We start from the raw sequence: 16,278 nt of genomic DNA on the forward strand, positions 1-16,278 counted from the left end.
CTAATGGTGCGGAGGGGCGATTGGGGCGCGTGCTACCATTGACGCATGTCGTCCGCCACCCCGTCTTCCGCTACCGCTGTCGTGTCTCGCAACCTTCCGCAAAAGCTCGTCATTGCCTCCCGAGAGAGCCGTCTGGCGCTGTGGCAGGCAGAACATGTGCGTGCTGCATTGCAACAATACTATCCCGCGTGCGACGTGTCCATTCTTGGCATGACCACGCGCGGAGACCAGATTCTAGACCGTACGCTGTCCAAAGTCGGCGGTAAGGGTCTGTTTGTCAAAGAACTGGAGTTCGCGATGGACGAAGGCCGGGCCGACCTCGCGGTGCATTCGCTCAAGGATGTGCCGATGGAGCTGCCCCCGGGCTTCACCCTGGCCGCGGTGATGGAGCGCGAGGACCCGCGCGACGCGCTGGTGTCGTCCGCTTATGCGTCGCTGGACGAGATGCCGGCCGGCACCGTGGTCGGCACCTCCAGCCTGCGCCGGGAGGCCGCGCTGCGCAGCCGCTACCCGCACCTGGTGGTCAAGCCGCTGCGCGGCAACCTGGACACGCGGCTGGGCAAGCTCGATCGCGGCGAATATGGCGCCATCATCCTGGCTGCCGCGGGCCTGAAGCGGCTCGGGCTGGGCGACCGCATCCGCGCACTGATCCCGGTCGAGGCGTCGCTGCCAGCCGCGGGCCAGGGCGCGCTGGGCATCGAGACCCTTTCCACCCGCCCCGAACTGGCCGAATGGCTGGCGCCGCTGAATCACCAGCCGACCGCGCTGGCGGTTACCGCCGAGCGCGCCGTGTCACGCCGGCTGGGCGGCTCCTGCCAGGTCCCGCTGGCGGCGCACGCGCGCTGGGACGGCGAGCAGCTGCGACTGGAGGCCTTCGTCGCCTTGCCCGACGGCAACCGCGCCATCCGCGCCGCGGCGGCCGGGCCGGCTGCCGACCTGGCTGCCGCCGAAGCGCTAGGCCAGGCTTGCGCCACCGACCTGCTGGCGCAGGGCGCCGAGTCGATCCTCGCCGCGCTGGCCGATTCAGGCGACGCCGCTTCTCCATCTCCCGCCTGAGGCTGCCCGATGCCCCGCCCGACCGTCGTTGTCACACGACCCGCCGGGCAGTCCCGGCAACTGACCGAGGCCCTGCAGGGCGCCGGTCTGGATGTACTCAGCTTCCCGCTGCTGGCGATCGGCCCGGCCGCTGACGACGCGCCGCTGCGCGCGGCGCTGGCGCGGCTGGAGACGTTTGCGCTGGTGGTGTTCGTCAGTCCCAATGCCATTGCCTTTGCGCTGGACGCGCTCGCCGGCGTGCAGGGCTCGGCCGTGGCCCGCTGGCCGGCTCAGGTCGCGGTGGCGGTGGTCGGCCCGGCCAGCGTCGCCGCGCTGGCCGAGCGCGGCATCGCCGCACCGGCATATCGCGTGATCGCGCCCGCGGGCGCCAATGCCAACGCGGCGGGCCATGACGATACCGTTCCCGATGCCGAGGCGCTGCGCTTCGATTCCGAGGCGCTGTGGGCGCAGCTCGATGCCGCCGCGCTGGCCGGCAAGCCGGTGCTGATCATCCGCGGCAACGGCGGGCGCGACTGGCTTGGCGAGCGCCTGCGCGAGGCCGGCGCCCAGGTCGAAGCCGTCGAGGCCTACCAGCGCACGCTGCCCGAACCGACTGCGATGCAATGGCAGGCCGTGCGCGACAACCTGCGCCCCGGCGCCGCCCCGCACGCCTGGCTGCTAACCAGTTCCGAGGCGGTGCGCAACCTCGACGTGATGGCACGGCAGCATCTGTCGCCCCAGGAAGACGCTTCCCTGCGGCAGGTGCAGTGCATCGCGCCCCATGCGAGAATCGCCGAACAGGCGCTGGCGCTGGGCTTCGCCCATATCCAGCGCGCCGCGCCCGGCGATGCCGGCCTGCTGGCGGCGTGCCTGCAGTGGGCCGATGCCTATGCTGGCCCCGCGCCCGCCGGTCCTGCGCCATCGAGCCTGCCGGCGCCGGTCGCGCCGGCGGCCGCCAGGCCGGTCGAAGCAACGCCGCCGGCCGCCGGCGCGCCTGCCGCAGTCCCTGCAATGTCAACGAAGGTCGAACGCGTGACGCAAGAAACCACGTCCTCCTCCGCTACGCCGCCGCCCGGCGCCGCCTCTGTCCACACGGCGCAGTCCGCGCAGGCGGTGCCGCCGCAAGGCGCCGGCCACGCCGGCGCTGCCCGTCCCGCCGCGCGCCGCTCCGCCGCGCTATGGGCGCTGGTCGCCGTGCTGGTGGTGGCGACCGCCGGCGGCTTCTGGTGGCTGCAGCAGCGTGTCGACCACCTGACCGGCGAGCTGGCGCGCCGCCAGCAAAGCAACGACGCCCTGGTGCAGGAGTCGCGCGTGCTGACGCGCAACGCGCAGGACACCGTCAAGGAACTGCAGGCCAAGGTCGGCGCGCTGGAGAACCAGGTCGGCGAGACCCGCGACAAGCAGGTGGCGCTGGAGCAGGTCTACCAGGACCTGATGCGCAACCGCGACGACTGGGAAATCGCCGAGATCCAGCAGCTGCTGACCAGCGCCGGCCAGCAGCTGCAACTGACCGGCAACGTGCAGGTCGCGCTGGCTGCGTTGCAAAGCGCCGACGCCCGCCTGGCGCGCGCCGACAAGCCGCAATACAACCTGCTGCGCCGGGCCATCGCCCGCGACGTGGCGCGCATGAAGGCGGTGCCCGACACCGACCTGACCGGCGCCGCGATCAAGCTGGACGAAGCCATCAACCAGGTCGACGCGCTGCCACTGCTGTCCAGCGAGCGCATGCTCGAACGCAGCGAGGCCAATGCCCGCAAGGGCGCCGCCGCCAACGGTGGCAATGGTGCCCAGGGCGCCAGCGCGCCGGCCGCCGCCAGCGGCAACGGTCCGGGCTGGATCACCCGCTTCTGGGACTACCTGCGCGAAGAGCTGGCGCAGGTGATCCGCATCCGCAAGGTCGACGATGCCGAGGCACTGCTGCTGTCGGGCGACCAGGGCTGGTTCCTGCGCGAGAACGTCAAGCTGCGCCTGCTCAATGCGCGCCTGGCGCTGCTGTCGCGCAACGAGCCCGTGTTCCGCAACGACCTCGCCGCGGCGCAGGCGATGATCGGCCGCTATTTCGATACCAAGTCGCGACGGGTGCAGGGCGTGCTGACGCTGCTGCGCCAGGCGCAGGCCGGCGCGGTCTCGGTGCAGCTGCCGACCATGGCCGAAAGCCTGGGCGCGCTGCAAGCCCTCAAGAAGGAGTAAGCCCATGCGCCTTCTGTTCTGGGTTGCGGTCCTGTTTGGCGGCGCCGTCGGGCTGGCCCTGTTCACGCAGTTCAACCACAGCAATGTGGTGCTGTTCTATCCGCCGTACCGTGTCGAGCTGTCGCTGAACCTGGCGCTGGCGCTGCTGCTGCTGATCTTCTTCGTGGTGTGGACGGTGATGTCCACCATCCGCCATCTGGCCGAAATGCCGCGCCGCGCCGCCGCCTACCGCGAGCGCAGCCGCATGAGCAAGGCCCAGGCGGCGCTGCGCGAGTCGATCGAAAACCTGTTCGCCGGCCGTTTCGCCCGCGCCGAGCGCGCCGCGCGCGAAGCCCAGTCGTGGGATGACCAGGCCCAGACCGCCGCGCTGATCGGCGCGCGCGCCGCCCACCGGATGCAGGAAACCGAGCGGCGCGACGCCTGGATGGCGCAGGTGACCGACCCCGAGCGCGAGCAGGCGCGGCTGGTGTCGATGGCCGAGCTGCTGGTCGATGCCCGCGACGCCGACGGCGCGCTCGAAACCATCGCCCAGCTGCAGTCGCAGGGCGCGCGCCAGATCCACGTGCAGCGCATCGCGCTGCGCGCGCACCAGCACCTGAAGAACTGGTCCGAGGTGCTGCGCCTGGCGCGCTCGCTGGAAAAGCGCAACGCGCTGCATCCGGTGCTGGCGCTGCGGCTCAAGCAGATGGCGGTCGAAGCCATGCTGGACGAGCGCCGCCACGATGCCGAGGCGCTGTCGGAGTTCTGGCGCTCCTTGTCCGCCGACGAGCGCCGCGCCACCCGCATCGCCGAGCCGGCGGCGCGTTATTTCGCCGCGCTGGGCCGGCAGAACGAGGCCCGCCGCATTATCGAAGACGCGCTCAAGGTCAACTGGGACAGCCGCCTGGTGCTGCGCTATGCCGATTGCGCCGTGCCCGGCCATGCGCTGCCGCAGATCCAGCAGGCCGAGAAATGGCTGGCCGCGCATCCCGCCGACGCCGACCTCTACTACACCCTGGGCGTGCTGTGCCTGGGCGAAAAGCTGTGGGGCAAGGCCCAGTCCAGCTTCGAGCGCGCGCTCAAGTATGCCGACCCCGACCAGCAGCGCCGCCTGCGCGTGCGCACGCACCTGGCGCTGGCGCGGCTGTTCGAGGAAACCGAGCGCTTCGAGGACGCGCAGCGCCACTATCGCGAAAGCGCGATGCTGGCCGCCTGAGCGGCGCCCCGGCCGGCGCGTTCAGTCCTGCGCGCCGGCGCTCTTCACCTCCTGCTTCGCCACCTGCTTCACCGCTTCATAGCGCCGCAGCGTTTGCTCGCGCGCCACGTCGTGCTGCACCAGCGGGCGCGGGTAGTTGTCGCCCAGGCGCACGCCGGCCTCGGCCAGCACGGATTCCGGCGCGGTCCACGGCGCATGCACGAACTTGTCCGGCAAGGCCGCCAGCTGCGGCAGGTATTTGCGGATAAAGCGGCCCTGCGGATCGAACTTCTGCGATTGCGTCACCGGATTGAAGATGCGGAACCACGGCTGCGCGTCGCAGCCGGTAGACGCGGCCCATTGCCAGCCGCCGTTGTTGGCGGCCAGGTCGAAGTCATTGAGCTGGTCGGCAAAATACTGCTCGCCGCGGCGCCAGTCGACGCCCAGGTCCTTCACCAGGAAGCTCGCCGTGACCATGCGCAGGCGGTTGTGCATATAGCCGCTTTGCCGGATCTGCAACATCGCAGCGTCGATCAGCGGATAGCCGGTGGCGGCGTCGCACCAGGCGCGGAAATAGCGCTCGCCGGTGTCGCCGTGCTGCCAGCGGATCGCGTCATAGGCCGGTTGGAACGCCGCGCCGGCAGCCACGCGCGGATGGTGATGCAGGATCATGAAGTAGAAATCGCGCCAGATCAGCTCCGACAGCCACACCGCGGCGCCCGCGCTGTCGGCGCCGCCGCGCAGCATGGCTGCGTGCGCCGTGCGCGCCAGCGTGCGGATCGAGATGGTGCCGAAGCGCAGGTGCACCGACAGGTAGCTGGGGCCGCGCAGGGCAGGGTAGTCGCGCCGGCGGCCGTAGTCGCCCATGCGATCGGTGAATTCCCCGAACAAGGCCTGCGCTCCCGATGCGCCGGTAGGCATCGCGATCTCGGCGAGGTTGCTGGCGCCAAAGCCGAGTTGCGCGAGCGTCGGCACCGGCTGGCGGTACGCGGCGGGCACCGGCGCCAGCGCCGGCAGGTACGGGTCGACGGGATAAGGGCGCAGGTCGAACGGCTCCACGCTCCTGAGCCAGGCGTTCTTGTACGGCGTGAACACCGAGAACGGCTTGCCCTGGCCGTTCAGGATCTCGTCGCGCTCGAACACCGCCTGGTCCTTGAAGGTAAACAGCGCGCAGGCCTGCGCCGACAGCGCCTGGCGCACCGCTTCGTCGCGGGCGTTCGCGGCGGGCTCGTAGTCGTGGTTGGCGAAGACGGCCTCGGCGTCCAGCGCGCGCGCCAGTGTCGGGATGGCGGTCTGCGCACGGTCGTGCAGCACGATCAGGCCGCCGCCGGCCGCGGCCAGTGTCTCGGCAAGTTCCACCAGGGATTGCCGGATGAACTCGACGCGCCGGTCGGCGCGCAGCCCGCGGGCGAGCAGCGGGTCGAGGATGTCGCGGTCGAACACGAACACGCACCACACCTGCGCGCAGTGCCGCAGGGCATAATGCAGCGCCGCGTGGTCGGTGGCGCGCAGGTCGCGCCGGAACCAGACCAGCCCGCGCGCAAAGGTCTTGCCGATCCGGTACGGTGGCCGGGACGTGGCCGGGTTGGCTGCTGACTGCATGTTCGCTTGCCTGTCTGACGGGTTTGCCGGCGCTGAACTCGTGGAACGCCGGATCGATCGCGCCGATACCCTAACATAGCGGTACAGGAGCCGGCACGCCGGCCGCCATGCCGCTACCCCATTCTCTACAGAAGCTCATGACTCTCGACCGAATTCTTCAATCCCAGGGCTTTGGCACGCGCCGGTACTGCGGCGACCTGATCGCCGCCGGGCTGGTCGAGGTCAACGGCGAACTGTGCGAAGACCCGCGCGCGCAGTTCGACGTCGATGGCCTGCGCCTGACCGTCGATGGCGAGGAGTGGCTGGCCTGCACCAAGGCCTACCTGATGCTGAACAAGCCCGCCGGCTATGAATGCTCGCAGCGCCCGCGCCATCACCCGAGTGTCTACAACCTGTTGCCGGTGCCGCTGCGCCAGCGCGAGGTGCAGGCGGTGGGGCGGCTCGACCACGACACCACCGGCCTGCTGCTGCTGACCGACGATGGCCAGTTCATCCACGCCCAGACCTCGCCCAAGCGCAAGGTGCCCAAGATCTATGAAGTGACCACCGCCGAGGCGGTCACGCCGGAACAGGCCGAAGCGCTGCGCAGCGGCGTGCAGCTGCTGGACGAACCGGCACCGATCGCGGCGGAAGCCTGCGAGATCACCGGCGAACGCAGCCTGCGGCTGACGCTGGTGCAAGGCAAGTACCACCAGGTCAAGCGCATGGTCGCGGCCGCGGGCAACCACGTCGACGCGCTGCATCGCAGCGCCATCGGCAGCCTGCAGCTCGATCCGGCATTGGCCGAAGGCGAGTGGCGTTGGCTGACGGCGGACGAACTGGCCGCGCTGACCCGCAAGGCCTGAGCCTGGCCGCGGTTGCGGCGGGCGGCGGAGCGCCCATTGCTGCACTGGGACGCCCGCCAATCTTTTCCGGAAGACCCCCGGCGATTTGATAAAATGCAAGGCATGGCGAAGCCCGAAGCACCCATCAATCTGACCAATCAGTTCCTGATTGCCATGCCCGGCATGGCCGATCCGACCTTTTCGGGTTCCGTCGTCTATATCTGCGAACACAACGAGCGTGGCGCGCTCGGGCTGGTGATCAACCGGCCCATCGACATCGACATGGCCACGCTGTTCGACAAGATCGACCTCAAGCTCGAGATCCAGCCCGTGGCGCACCAGCCGGTCTACTTCGGCGGCCCGGTGCAGACCGAGCGCGGTTTCGTGCTGCACGACCCGGTCGGCGTCTATGTCTCGTCGCTGGCCGTGCCCGGCGGGCTGGAAATGACCACCTCCAAGGACGTGCTCGAGGCCGTGGCCAATGGCAGCGGCCCGCACCGCTTCCTGCTGACGCTGGGTTATTCCGGCTGGGGAGCCGGTCAGCTCGAGGAAGAACTCAGCCGCAACGGCTGGCTCACGGTCCAGGCCGATCCCGAGATCATCTTCAGCGTGCCGCCCGACGAGCGCTTTGCCGCCGCCATCCGGCTGCTGGGCATCGACTTCACCATGCTGTCCGGCGAGGCCGGGCATGCCTGATGCCGTGGGGCGTGAACTGCCCCGCGACGGCACGGTCCTGGCATTCGACTACGGCGAAAAAAAGATCGGCGTTGCGCTGGGCAACTTCATCACGCGCGAGGCGCGTGCCCTGACCATCCTCCCCAATATCACCGTCGAGGGCCGCTTCGAGGCCGTGGCCGCGCTGATACAGGAGTGGAACCCGGTGCAGCTGATCGTCGGCATGCCGGTCAACCCCGAAGGCGGCGAGCAACCGTCGATGAAGCTGGCGCGGCGCTTCGGCAACCAGCTCAACGGCCGCTTCGGCCTGCCGGTGGAATGGGTGGACGAGCGCTATACCTCGCGCGCCGCGTCGATGGCCGGCGCCCGCCGCGGCGAACTCGATGCCGAGGCCGCCCGCATCATTCTGCAACAGTATTTCGACCAATTCCCGCTATGACGCAGATTTCCGTTCCCGACGCCGAGTCGCTGTACCGCAAGCTGCTGGACCAGGCGCAGGCGCTGATCCCCGAGGCCGAGCGCGCGCGCTGGTCGGTGGCCGGCATCCATTCCGGCGGGGCCTGGATTGCCGCGCGGCTGGCGGCGGACCTGCAGCTGCCCGACCACGGCGTGATCAACGTTGCCTTCCATCGCGACGACTATGCCAAGAAGGGCCTGCACAGCCAGGCCCAGCCGACCACGCTGCCGTTTGCCGTGGACGATCGCAACATCCTGCTGATCGACGACGTGCTGGCCACCGGCCGCACCATCCGCGCCGCCGTCAACGAGCTGTTCGACTACGGCCGCCCCGCGCGCGTGGCGCTGGGCGTGCTGGTCGACCGCGGCGGACGCCAGCTGCCGATCGCCGCCGACCTGTGCGCCGCCGAGATGGCGCTGCCGCCCGGCACGACCCTGGTGCTGTCGCGCCAGGGCGAGGGTGCGGCGGCGCAATTCGCCTTCGCCACCGAACCCACCGATTCCGCCACCGGCTGAACCCGCACCGAAGGGCGCCCGGCGCGCCCGGAAGCCCGGCCCGACAGCCCGCAAGCCTGCCCCGAGACCAGACCACCTCCCGTTTTTTGCCCGCGCCCGACCAGCCATGACCAAGACGTTCCGCAACCCGCAGCTCACCAAGAACGGCGAACTGAAGCACCTGCTGTCGATCGAGGGGTTGTCGCGTGACATGATCACGCACATCCTCGACACCGCCAGCCAGTTTGTCTCGCTGTCCGACTCCGACCGCGATGTCAAGAAGGTGCCGCTGCTGCGCGGCAAGAGCGTGTTCAACCTGTTCTTCGAGAACTCCACCCGCACCCGCACCACCTTCGAGATCGCCGCCAAGCGGCTGTCGGCGGATGTGCTGAACCTGAACATCAACGCCTCGTCGACCAGCAAGGGCGAGTCGCTGCTGGACACCATCAACAACCTGTCGGCGATGTCCGCCGACATGTTCGTGGTGCGCCATGCCAGCTCGGGCGCGCCCTACCTGATTGCCGAGCACGTTGCCCCGCACGTGCACGTGATCAACGCCGGCGACGGCCGCCACGCCCACCCGACCCAGGGCCTGCTGGACATGTACACCATCCGGCATTTCAAGAAGGACTTCACCAACCTGACGGTGGCCATCGTTGGCGACATCCTGCACTCGCGCGTGGCGCGTTCCGACATCCATGCGCTGACCACGCTGGGCGTGCCCGAAGTGCGCGCCATCGGCCCGCGCACGCTGCTGCCGTCCGGGCTGGAGCAGATGGGCGTGCGCGTGTTCCACAGTATGGAAGAGGGCCTCAAGGGCGTCGACGTGGTCATCATGCTGCGGCTGCAGAACGAGCGCATGAGCGGCGCGCTGCTGCCGTCCGCGCAGGAATACTTCAAGGCCTACGGCCTAACGCCGGAGCGCCTGGCGCTGGCCAGGCCCGACGCCATCGTGATGCACCCGGGACCGATGAACCGCGGCGTCGAGATCGACTCCGCCGTGGCCGATGGCCCCCAGTCGGTGATCCTGAACCAGGTGACCTTCGGCATCGCCGTGCGCATGGCGGTGATGGGCATCGTCGCCGGGAACAACGACTGATGCCGGACAGCTCGACCCCGTACGCCAGCCAGAACACACCGAACCAGCCCAGCGACACGACAAGCCAAGCTATGAAGATTCACATCCAGGGCGGCCGCCTGATCGATCCGGCCAGCAACACCGACGCCGCGCAGGACCTGTACATCGCCGCCGGCAAGATCGTCGGCGTCGGCAGCGCCCCGGCGGACTTCACCGCCAACAAGGTCATCGACGCCCGGGGCCTGATCGTGTGCCCCGGCCTGGTCGACCTGTCCGCGCGCCTGCGCGAGCCCGGCTACGAATACAAGGCCACGCTCGAGTCCGAGGTGGCGGCCGCCACCGCCGGCGGCGTGACCAGCCTGGTGTGCCCGCCCGACACCGACCCGGTGCTCGACGAGCCCGGCCTGGTCGAGATGCTGAAGTTCCGCGCCCGCACCCTGAACCAGACCCATGTCTACCCGCTGGGCGCGCTGACGCTGGGCCTGAAGGGCGAGACCCTGACCGAGATGGGCCAGCTGACCGAGGCCGGCTGCGTCGGCTTCAGCCAGGCCGAGGCGCCGGTGCGCAACACCCAGGTGCTGCTGCGCGCGCTGCAATACGCGCAGACCTTTGGCTTCACCGTCTGGTTGCGCCCGGAAGACCCGTTCCTTGGCGGCGGCGTCGCCGCCAGCGGCGCGGTGGCCTCGCGCCTGGGCCTGTCGGGCGTGTCGGTCATCGCCGAGACCGTGCGCCTGCACACCATCTTCGAACTGATGCGCAGCACCGGCGCGCGCGTCCACCTGTGCCGGCTGTCGTCCGCCGCCGGGCTGGAACTGGTGCGCCAGGCCAAGCGCGAAGGCCTGAAAGTGACCTGCGACGTCAATATCCACCACGTCTCGCTGACCGACATGGATATCGGCTACTTCAACTCGCAGATGCGCTTCTCGCCGCCGCTGCGCAGCCCGCGCGACCGCGACGCCATCGTCGCCGCGCTGGCCGACGGCACCATCGACGCCCTGTGCTCCGACCACACCCCGGTTGACGATGACGAGAAGCTGCTGCCCTTCGCCGAGGCCTCGCCGGGCGCTACCGGCCTGGAGCTGCTGCTGCCGCTGACCCTGCGCTGGGCCAGCGAGCACAAGGTCCCGCTGGCCCAGGCGCTGGCCCGCATCACCGCCGAACCCGCCCGCGTGATCGGCCTCAAGGCCGGCACCCTCGCCGTCGGCAGCGCCGCCGACGTGTGCGTGTTCGATCCCAAGCAGGTGTGGAAGGTCGAGCGCCGCTCCCTCAAGAGCCAGGGCAAGAACTCGCCGTGGCTCGGCTACGAAATGGAAGGCAAGGTCCGCATGACCCTGGTCGGCGGGCAAGTCGTCTACGGCAACCACGCCCAGGCATGATCTGGCTGCGCAAGACCGCACTGGTCCTGCACCTGCTGCGCGGGTTGCTGACCTGCGCCTTGCTGTTTCCATGGCTGGGCGTGCGCTCGCGCGAATGGCATATCCGGCGCTGGTCGCGGCGGCTGTTGCGGATCTGCGGGGTCGAGGTGGAGGTGGTCGACGCCACCGGCGCCGCGCATACCGGCGCGGCGCGGCAGGGGGCGATGGTGGTGTCCAACCACATTTCGTGGCTGGACATCTACGTCATCCACAGCTGGCAGCCGGTGCGCTTCGTCGCCAAGTCCGAGATCCGCAGCTGGCCGCTGATCGGCTGGCTGTGCGACAAGACCGGCACTATCTTCATCGAACGCGCGCGCAAGCGGGATGCGCACCGCGTGCTGCATGACATTACGGATGTGATGCTGCAGGGAGACCTGGTCGGGGTGTTTCCGGAGGGAACGACCACGGACGGGACCAGCGTGCTGCCGTTCCATGCCAACCTGATGCAAGCGCCGATTTCGGGCGGGCTGCCGGTGCAGCCGCTGGGCTTGAACTACCTCGATGCCGCCACCGGCCAGCCGACGCTGGCGGCTGCTTATATCGGCGACACCACGCTGCTGCAATCGCTGGAGGCTGTCTTGCGCGCGCCGCCGGTCAAGGCGCGGCTGGTGGTCGGGCCGGCCCTGGTGCCCGCCTCAGGCGACCGCCGCGATCTGGCCGCTGCCGCGAGGGAAGTCGTCGCCCATCTCAGCCAGGGCGCCGCGGAGCACGCCGCCACGGCAGCCCAACGGCTGAATCAGCCCTCAGAACCGGGCAGCGCGCCGCAGCCGGCGTCGGCTGCCATCGGCTAGCCGCCCTGTCGTCCCCGCCAACGCGGGATAGCGAGTCACGCCAGCGGATCGCAATATTGCGAGCACTCCACCTGGATGACAGTCCGCTCTGCGGGATCCTGCGCCAGGCGCGCCGCCGTCAGCTTGCCGCCCCAGACGCAACCCGTGTCCAATGCCATCAGGCTCGGCCGCATGACCAGGCCCAGCGTCGACCAGTGCCCGCAGACCACCGTCACATTCTCGGTGCGCCGCCCGGGCACGTCGAACCATGGCATGAACCCGTGCGGCGCCTTGCCCGGGCCATCCTTGGTCTTGAAGTCCATCACCCCGTCGATCGTGCAGTAGCGCAGGCGGGTGAGGGCATTCACCACCACGCGATAGCGGTCGATGCCGCGCAGGCCGTCTTGCCAGCGGTCAGGCGTGTTGCCGAAGATGTCGGCGAGGAAGCCCTGCCAGTTGGGACCCCGCAGCTGTTCTTCGACTTCATGGGCGAGGTCGATCACCTGGTCTGCGGTCCACTGGGGGAGGACGCCGGCGTGGACCAGCAGGAAGTTGTTTTCCAGCAGGGCCAGTGGGCGGTGGCGGAGCCAGGTGAGCAAGTCCTCACGGTCGGGAGCGGCGAGGATGTCGTCCAGGGTGTCGTGGCGGCCTTTCTTGCGAACGCCGGACGCTACGGCCAGCAGATGGATGTCATGGTTGCCGAGGACGGTTTCCGCACGGTCCCCCATGGCGCGGATGGTGCGCAGGGTTTCGAGAGAGGCGGGGCCTCGGTTGACGAGATCGCCGACCAGTCGCACGGCCGGCTGCGCCGGCATGCGGGCCAGCAGGGCGCCTAGCGAAGGTGCGCAACCTTGCAGGTCGCCGATGGCATAAAGTGCTGAGTGTGTAACTTTGTTATTGGGCATCTGGTCCAGGGAGAACAAATTCGCTTCTATTTGTAGTTTTGTGACCGATATACCGTGGCACGGTTACATGAGGCTACAAAAAGGCGCTACCGCCACGCAGGCTAGGGCGTTCCGTCGGATAGAATACCGCCACTTCTGCAGGCACTTACGGCCCCGCCGTCCAAAAAGAGGACAAGGTGGGCGCTCGGCTTTTGCCGGGTCATCGAAACATATCGAGGCAAGGAGCAAGTTTTGTCCCATATTCTGGTCACAGGGGGCGCCGGTTTCATCGGTGCCAATTTCGTCCTCGCCTGGTTGAGCGACAAGTCCGCGGATGGTGTGGTGAACGTCGACAAGCTCACCTATGCGGGTAATCGCAAGACCCTCGCATCGGTCGAGGACGATCCCCGCCACGTGTTTTCGCAAACCGATATTTGCGACCGTGCCGCACTGGACCAGCTCTTCGCCACCTATAAGCCGCGTGCCGTGGTGCACTTTGCCGCCGAGAGCCACGTTGACCGCTCCATCCATGGGCCCGGTGAGTTCATCCAGACCAATATCGTCGGAACGTTTACGCTGCTGGAGGCCGCGCGCGCCTACTGGAGCGGCTTGCAGGAACCGGCCAAGTCCGAATTCCGCTTCCTCCATGTGTCGACCGACGAGGTGTTCGGCTCGTTGAGCGAAACCGATCCGCAGTTCTCGGAAACGACCCCGTACGCGCCCAACAGCCCGTACTCGGCATCCAAGGCCGCATCGGACCACCTGGTGCGCGCGTATCACCATACCTACGGCTTGCCGGTTCTGACGACGAACTGCTCGAACAACTACGGCCCGTATCATTTCCCGGAAAAGCTGATTCCGCTGGTGATCGCCAACGCCCTCGCCGGCAAACCGCTGCCCATTTATGGCGACGGGAAAAACGTGCGTGACTGGCTGTACGTGCGCGACCACTGCTCGGCCATCCGCGAGGTGCTGGCACGCGGCCGCCTGGGCGAAACCTATAACGTTGGCGGCTGGAACGAGAAGACGAACCTGGACGTCGTCCACACGCTGTGCGACCTGCTCGACGAACTGTCGCCCAAGGCCGCCGGCTCGTACCGCGACCAGATCACCTTCGTCAAGGATCGCCCCGGGCATGATCGCCGCTATGCGATCGATGCACGCAAGCTGGAACGCGAACTGGGCTGGAAGCCGGCCGAGACGTTCGAGTCCGGCCTGCGCAAGACGGTGCAGTGGTATCTGGATAACCAGGCGTGGGTGCAGGACGTGATGTCGGGGGAGTATCGGAATTGGGTGGCGAAGCAATATGCCGCGTAACGCCGCCATTCCCACGTTTCTTATAACCGGCAGCAACGGCCAGGTCGGCTTTGAACTGCGCCGCAGCCTGGCACCGCTGGGCAAGGTCGTGGCGCTCGATCGTTCGAGCTGTGACTTGACCCGGCCCGACGACATTCGTCGCGTGGTGCGCGAGTTCCAGCCCGATGTCATCGTCAATCCTGCTGCCTATACGGCGGTCGACAAGGCGGAATCGGAGCCGGAGCTAGCTTACGCTATCAACGGCGCGGCTGTGGAAGTGCTGGCAGCAGAGGCAAAAGCGCTCGGCAGCCTGCTGGTGCATTACTCGACCGATTACGTCTTTGACGGCAGCAAGGCGGACGCCTATGTCGAAACCGATGCAGTCAATCCGCAATCGGTGTACGGCAAGAGCAAACTCGCGGGCGAGCAGGCCATTTCCGCGGCCGGCGTAGCCCATCTCGTCTTCCGCACCTGCTGGGTCGCCGGCGCGCATGGTGGCAACTTTGCCAAGACCATGCTGAAGCTGGGCCGCGAGCGCGACAGCCTGCGCGTGATTGCCGATCAGTTTGGGGCTCCGACTACGGCCGCGCTGATTGCCGATGTGACTGCGCAGGTGGTAGCGCGACACTGGCTGTCCGGCGACCGGACATCATTCGCATCCGGCATTTACCATCTCGCCGCGGCTGGCGAAACTACCTGGCACGCGTACGCCAGCGAAGTGCTGCGCTACGCCGCCGCCAAAGGCATCGAACTGAAGGTAGACCCGGCCCGCATCGAAGCGATTCCGGCTACGGCGTATCCGTTGCCTGCACCGCGCCCGGCCAACTCGCGCCTGGACACGAGCAAGCTGCGTCACACCTTCGGCATCCATCTTCCAGACTGGCAGCAGGGCATGCACTACCTGCTGGACCAGATCTTCTCCTGAGCTAGACACCATGCGTAAAGGCATTATCCTGGCTGGCGGTTCCGGCACCCGGCTCTACCCGATCACGAGATCGGTGTCCAAGCAGTTACTGCCCGTGTATGACAAGCCGATGATTTACTATCCGCTGTCTACGCTGATGCTGGCGGGTATTCGCGATATTTTGATTATTTCCACGCCAGAGGATACCCCGCGTTTCAGCGAAATGTTGGGTGATGGCAGCAAGTGGGGTATCAACCTCCAATATGCGGTGCAGCCTTCTCCGGACGGACTGGCCCAGGCGTTCATTATCGGCCGTGACTTCGTTGGCGGCGATCCGAGCACGCTGATCCTGGGGGATAACATTTTCCACGGTCACGATCTGGTGGCGCAGTTGCAGCGCGCTTCGGCCCAGCAGACCGGGGCTACCGTATTTGCCTATCACGTACACGACCCGGAACGCTACGGCGTGGTGGAGTTCGACGAAAATTTCCGCGCCCTGTCGCTCGAAGAAAAACCGGCGAAGCCGCGTTCCAACTACGCGGTGACGGGCCTGTATTTCTACGATAGCCAGGTCTGCGATATTGCCGCGGATATCCGGCCCTCTGCGCGCGGGGAGTTGGAGATCACGGATGTTAACAAGCGCTACCTCGAGTTGGCACAGCTTGACGTGGAGATCATGGGGCGTGGCTATGCCTGGCTCGACACCGGTACGCACGATTCGCTGCTCGAGGCGGCAAGCTTTATTGCGACCTTGCAGAGCCGGCAGGGCCTGATGGTGGCGTGCCCCGAGGAGATCGCCTTCCGCAACAAATGGATTTCTGCAGAGCAGGTCGCCGAACTGGCGACGCCATTGTTGAAGAACGGCTACGGCAAGTATCTCCAGCAAATTATTTCGGAGCCGATTAAATGAGTGTGACAGTTGTTCCTACTTCGCTGCCGGAAGTACTGATTCTCGAGCCCAAGGTATTTGGGGACGAGCGCGGTTTCTTCTATGAGAGCTTTAATGCGAGGGAATTCGAGCAAGTTACCGGCGTGCACCGGCATTTCGTCCAGGACAACCACTCCCGTTCTGCGCAAGGCGTGCTGCGGGGTCTGCACTACCAGATCCAGCGCCCGCAGGGCAAGCTGGTGCGTGTCGTCTCGGGCGAGGTGTTTGACGTCGCGGTCGACATCCGGCGCAGCTCGCCTAATTTCGGCAAGTGGGTCGGGGTGAAGCTATCGGCCGAAAACAAGCGCCAGATTTGGATTCCGGAAGGCTTTGCCCACGGCTTTCTCGTCATTTCGGAATCGGCAGAGTTTCTCTACAAGACGACGGATTACTACGCACCGGAATTTGAACGCAGCATCCGTTGGAACGATCCCAGCATCGGCATTGAATGGCCGATCGAGGGGGCGCCGGTGCTGGCGAAGAAGGACGAGAATGGCAGTCTGCTGGACCAGGCTGAGTTGTTTGACTGAGCGAACGCACGCGCGCGACGGT

16 protein-coding genes are annotated in these 16,278 nt (G+C 67.4%); 14 read left to right on the forward strand and 2 right to left on the reverse strand.

Annotated features, from left to right (window positions below; translation table 11 throughout):
• Window positions 1-45: 45 nt before the first annotated feature.
• The 3 genes from hemC to GA0116996_RS01880 are packed head-to-tail and all read left to right on the forward strand — an operon-like array spanning window position 46 to window position 4,420.
• Entirely contained in the window at window positions 46-1,056 is a 1,011-nt protein-coding gene (gene hemC, locus GA0116996_RS01870; protein WP_092306772.1) for a hydroxymethylbilane synthase, read from the forward strand.
• Window positions 1,057-1,065: 9 nt separating this feature from the next.
• On the forward strand, window positions 1,066-3,225 hold the full coding sequence (hemDX, locus tag GA0116996_RS01875) for a fused uroporphyrinogen-III synthase HemD/membrane protein HemX (RefSeq protein WP_092306774.1): 2,160 nt from the start codon (window positions 1,066-1,068) through the stop codon (window positions 3,223-3,225).
• Window positions 3,226-3,229: 4 nt separating this feature from the next.
• Window positions 3,230-4,420 (forward strand): heme biosynthesis protein HemY, encoded by a 1,191-nt coding sequence (locus GA0116996_RS01880; protein WP_092306776.1) that lies wholly within the window; start codon window positions 3,230-3,232, stop codon window positions 4,418-4,420.
• Between the two features lie 21 nt (window positions 4,421-4,441).
• On the opposite strand, the gene GA0116996_RS01885 is transcribed toward GA0116996_RS01880, so the two are convergent.
• Window positions 4,442-6,001, reverse strand: a complete 1,560-nt coding sequence (locus GA0116996_RS01885) for a cryptochrome/photolyase family protein (RefSeq protein WP_092306778.1) — start codon at window positions 5,999-6,001, stop codon at window positions 4,442-4,444.
• Between the two features lie 137 nt (window positions 6,002-6,138).
• On the opposite strand from GA0116996_RS01885, the gene GA0116996_RS01890 reads away from it, so the two are divergent.
• The 7 genes from GA0116996_RS01890 to GA0116996_RS01920 all read left to right on the forward strand — a co-directional run bounded on the left by GA0116996_RS01890 (window position 6,139) and on the right by GA0116996_RS01920 (window position 11,735).
• Window positions 6,139-6,846: a pseudouridine synthase gene (locus tag GA0116996_RS01890; protein WP_092306780.1), complete on the forward strand. Its 708-nt coding sequence runs from the start codon at window positions 6,139-6,141 to the stop codon at window positions 6,844-6,846.
• A gap of 102 nt (window positions 6,847-6,948) precedes the next feature.
• Entirely contained in the window at window positions 6,949-7,521 is a 573-nt protein-coding gene (locus GA0116996_RS01895; RefSeq protein ID WP_025583981.1) for a YqgE/AlgH family protein, read from the forward strand.
• The gene (ruvX, locus tag GA0116996_RS01900) at window positions 7,514-7,939 is read left to right on the forward strand and encodes a Holliday junction resolvase RuvX (protein ID WP_010813827.1); all 426 of its coding nucleotides are present in this window, start codon (window positions 7,514-7,516) and stop codon (window positions 7,937-7,939) included. The genes GA0116996_RS01895 and ruvX overlap by 8 nt, the downstream gene beginning before the upstream one ends.
• Window positions 7,936-8,472 (forward strand): bifunctional pyr operon transcriptional regulator/uracil phosphoribosyltransferase PyrR, encoded by a 537-nt coding sequence (gene pyrR, locus GA0116996_RS01905; RefSeq protein WP_092306782.1) that lies wholly within the window; start codon window positions 7,936-7,938, stop codon window positions 8,470-8,472. The genes ruvX and pyrR overlap by 4 nt, the downstream gene beginning before the upstream one ends.
• A 106-nt stretch (window positions 8,473-8,578) precedes the next feature.
• On the forward strand, window positions 8,579-9,550 hold the full coding sequence (locus GA0116996_RS01910; protein WP_092306784.1) for an aspartate carbamoyltransferase catalytic subunit: 972 nt from the start codon (window positions 8,579-8,581) through the stop codon (window positions 9,548-9,550).
• A 71-nt stretch (window positions 9,551-9,621) separates the two neighbouring features.
• A complete protein-coding gene (locus GA0116996_RS01915) occupies window positions 9,622-10,905 on the forward strand; it encodes a dihydroorotase (RefSeq protein ID WP_012353627.1) in 1,284 nt (427 codons plus the stop codon).
• Window positions 10,902-11,735 (forward strand): lysophospholipid acyltransferase family protein, encoded by an 834-nt coding sequence (locus GA0116996_RS01920; RefSeq protein ID WP_092306786.1) that lies wholly within the window; start codon window positions 10,902-10,904, stop codon window positions 11,733-11,735. The genes GA0116996_RS01915 and GA0116996_RS01920 overlap by 4 nt, the downstream gene beginning before the upstream one ends.
• A 35-nt stretch (window positions 11,736-11,770) precedes the next feature.
• Here GA0116996_RS01920 and GA0116996_RS01925 read toward each other — a convergent pair whose 3' ends face one another.
• Window positions 11,771-12,619: a symmetrical bis(5'-nucleosyl)-tetraphosphatase gene (locus GA0116996_RS01925; RefSeq protein ID WP_092307342.1), complete on the reverse strand. Its 849-nt coding sequence runs from the start codon at window positions 12,617-12,619 to the stop codon at window positions 11,771-11,773.
• A 231-nt stretch (window positions 12,620-12,850) separates the two neighbouring features.
• On the opposite strand from GA0116996_RS01925, the gene rfbB reads away from it, so the two are divergent.
• The 4 genes from rfbB to rfbC are packed head-to-tail and all read left to right on the forward strand — an operon-like array spanning window position 12,851 to window position 16,256.
• The gene (gene rfbB / locus GA0116996_RS01930; RefSeq protein WP_092306788.1) at window positions 12,851-13,915 is read left to right on the forward strand and encodes a dTDP-glucose 4,6-dehydratase; all 1,065 of its coding nucleotides are present in this window, start codon (window positions 12,851-12,853) and stop codon (window positions 13,913-13,915) included.
• Complete coding sequence (gene rfbD / locus GA0116996_RS01935) at window positions 13,905-14,819, forward strand: dTDP-4-dehydrorhamnose reductase (protein WP_092306790.1); 915 nt, start codon at window positions 13,905-13,907, stop codon at window positions 14,817-14,819. The genes rfbB and rfbD overlap by 11 nt, the downstream gene beginning before the upstream one ends.
• A 10-nt stretch (window positions 14,820-14,829) precedes the next feature.
• Window positions 14,830-15,708: a glucose-1-phosphate thymidylyltransferase RfbA gene (gene rfbA / locus GA0116996_RS01940; protein WP_092306792.1), complete on the forward strand. Its 879-nt coding sequence runs from the start codon at window positions 14,830-14,832 to the stop codon at window positions 15,706-15,708.
• Entirely contained in the window at window positions 15,705-16,256 is a 552-nt protein-coding gene (gene rfbC, locus GA0116996_RS01945; RefSeq protein ID WP_092306794.1) for a dTDP-4-dehydrorhamnose 3,5-epimerase, read from the forward strand. Before rfbA ends, rfbC begins: the two co-directional genes overlap by 4 nt.
• Window positions 16,257-16,278 lie beyond the last annotated feature (22 nt).

It is taken from the genome of Cupriavidus alkaliphilus, from assembly GCF_900094595.1.
Lineage (GTDB): Bacteria > Pseudomonadota > Gammaproteobacteria > Burkholderiales > Burkholderiaceae > Cupriavidus > Cupriavidus alkaliphilus.

What these genes read in the sequence shown, in the direction of transcription:
- GA0116996_RS01910 (WP_092306784.1), top strand. Translation starts at nt 8,579, where the DNA reads ATGACCAAGACGTTCCGCAACCCGCAGCTCACCAAGAACGGCGAACTG.
- GA0116996_RS01920 (WP_092306786.1), top strand. Translation starts at nt 10,902, where the DNA reads ATGATCTGGCTGCGCAAGACCGCACTGGTCCTGCACCTGCTGCGCGGG.
- GA0116996_RS01880 (WP_092306776.1), top strand. Translation starts at nt 3,230, where the DNA reads ATGCGCCTTCTGTTCTGGGTTGCGGTCCTGTTTGGCGGCGCCGTCGGG.
- rfbA (WP_092306792.1), top strand. Translation starts at nt 14,830, where the DNA reads ATGCGTAAAGGCATTATCCTGGCTGGCGGTTCCGGCACCCGGCTCTAC.
- GA0116996_RS01915 (WP_012353627.1), top strand. Translation starts at nt 9,622, where the DNA reads ATGAAGATTCACATCCAGGGCGGCCGCCTGATCGATCCGGCCAGCAAC.
- GA0116996_RS01895 (WP_025583981.1), top strand. Translation starts at nt 6,949, where the DNA reads ATGGCGAAGCCCGAAGCACCCATCAATCTGACCAATCAGTTCCTGATT.
- GA0116996_RS01885 (WP_092306778.1), bottom strand. Translation starts at nt 6,001, where the DNA reads ATGCAGTCAGCAGCCAACCCGGCCACGTCCCGGCCACCGTACCGGATC.
- hemC (WP_092306772.1), top strand. Translation starts at nt 46, where the DNA reads ATGTCGTCCGCCACCCCGTCTTCCGCTACCGCTGTCGTGTCTCGCAAC.
- ruvX (WP_010813827.1), top strand. Translation starts at nt 7,514, where the DNA reads ATGCCTGATGCCGTGGGGCGTGAACTGCCCCGCGACGGCACGGTCCTG.
- GA0116996_RS01890 (WP_092306780.1), top strand. Translation starts at nt 6,139, where the DNA reads ATGACTCTCGACCGAATTCTTCAATCCCAGGGCTTTGGCACGCGCCGG.
- GA0116996_RS01925 (WP_092307342.1), bottom strand. Translation starts at nt 12,619, where the DNA reads ATGCCCAATAACAAAGTTACACACTCAGCACTTTATGCCATCGGCGAC.
- rfbD (WP_092306790.1), top strand. Translation starts at nt 13,905, where the DNA reads ATGCCGCGTAACGCCGCCATTCCCACGTTTCTTATAACCGGCAGCAAC.
- hemDX (WP_092306774.1), top strand. Translation starts at nt 1,066, where the DNA reads ATGCCCCGCCCGACCGTCGTTGTCACACGACCCGCCGGGCAGTCCCGG.
- pyrR (WP_092306782.1), top strand. Translation starts at nt 7,936, where the DNA reads ATGACGCAGATTTCCGTTCCCGACGCCGAGTCGCTGTACCGCAAGCTG.
- rfbC (WP_092306794.1), top strand. Translation starts at nt 15,705, where the DNA reads ATGAGTGTGACAGTTGTTCCTACTTCGCTGCCGGAAGTACTGATTCTC.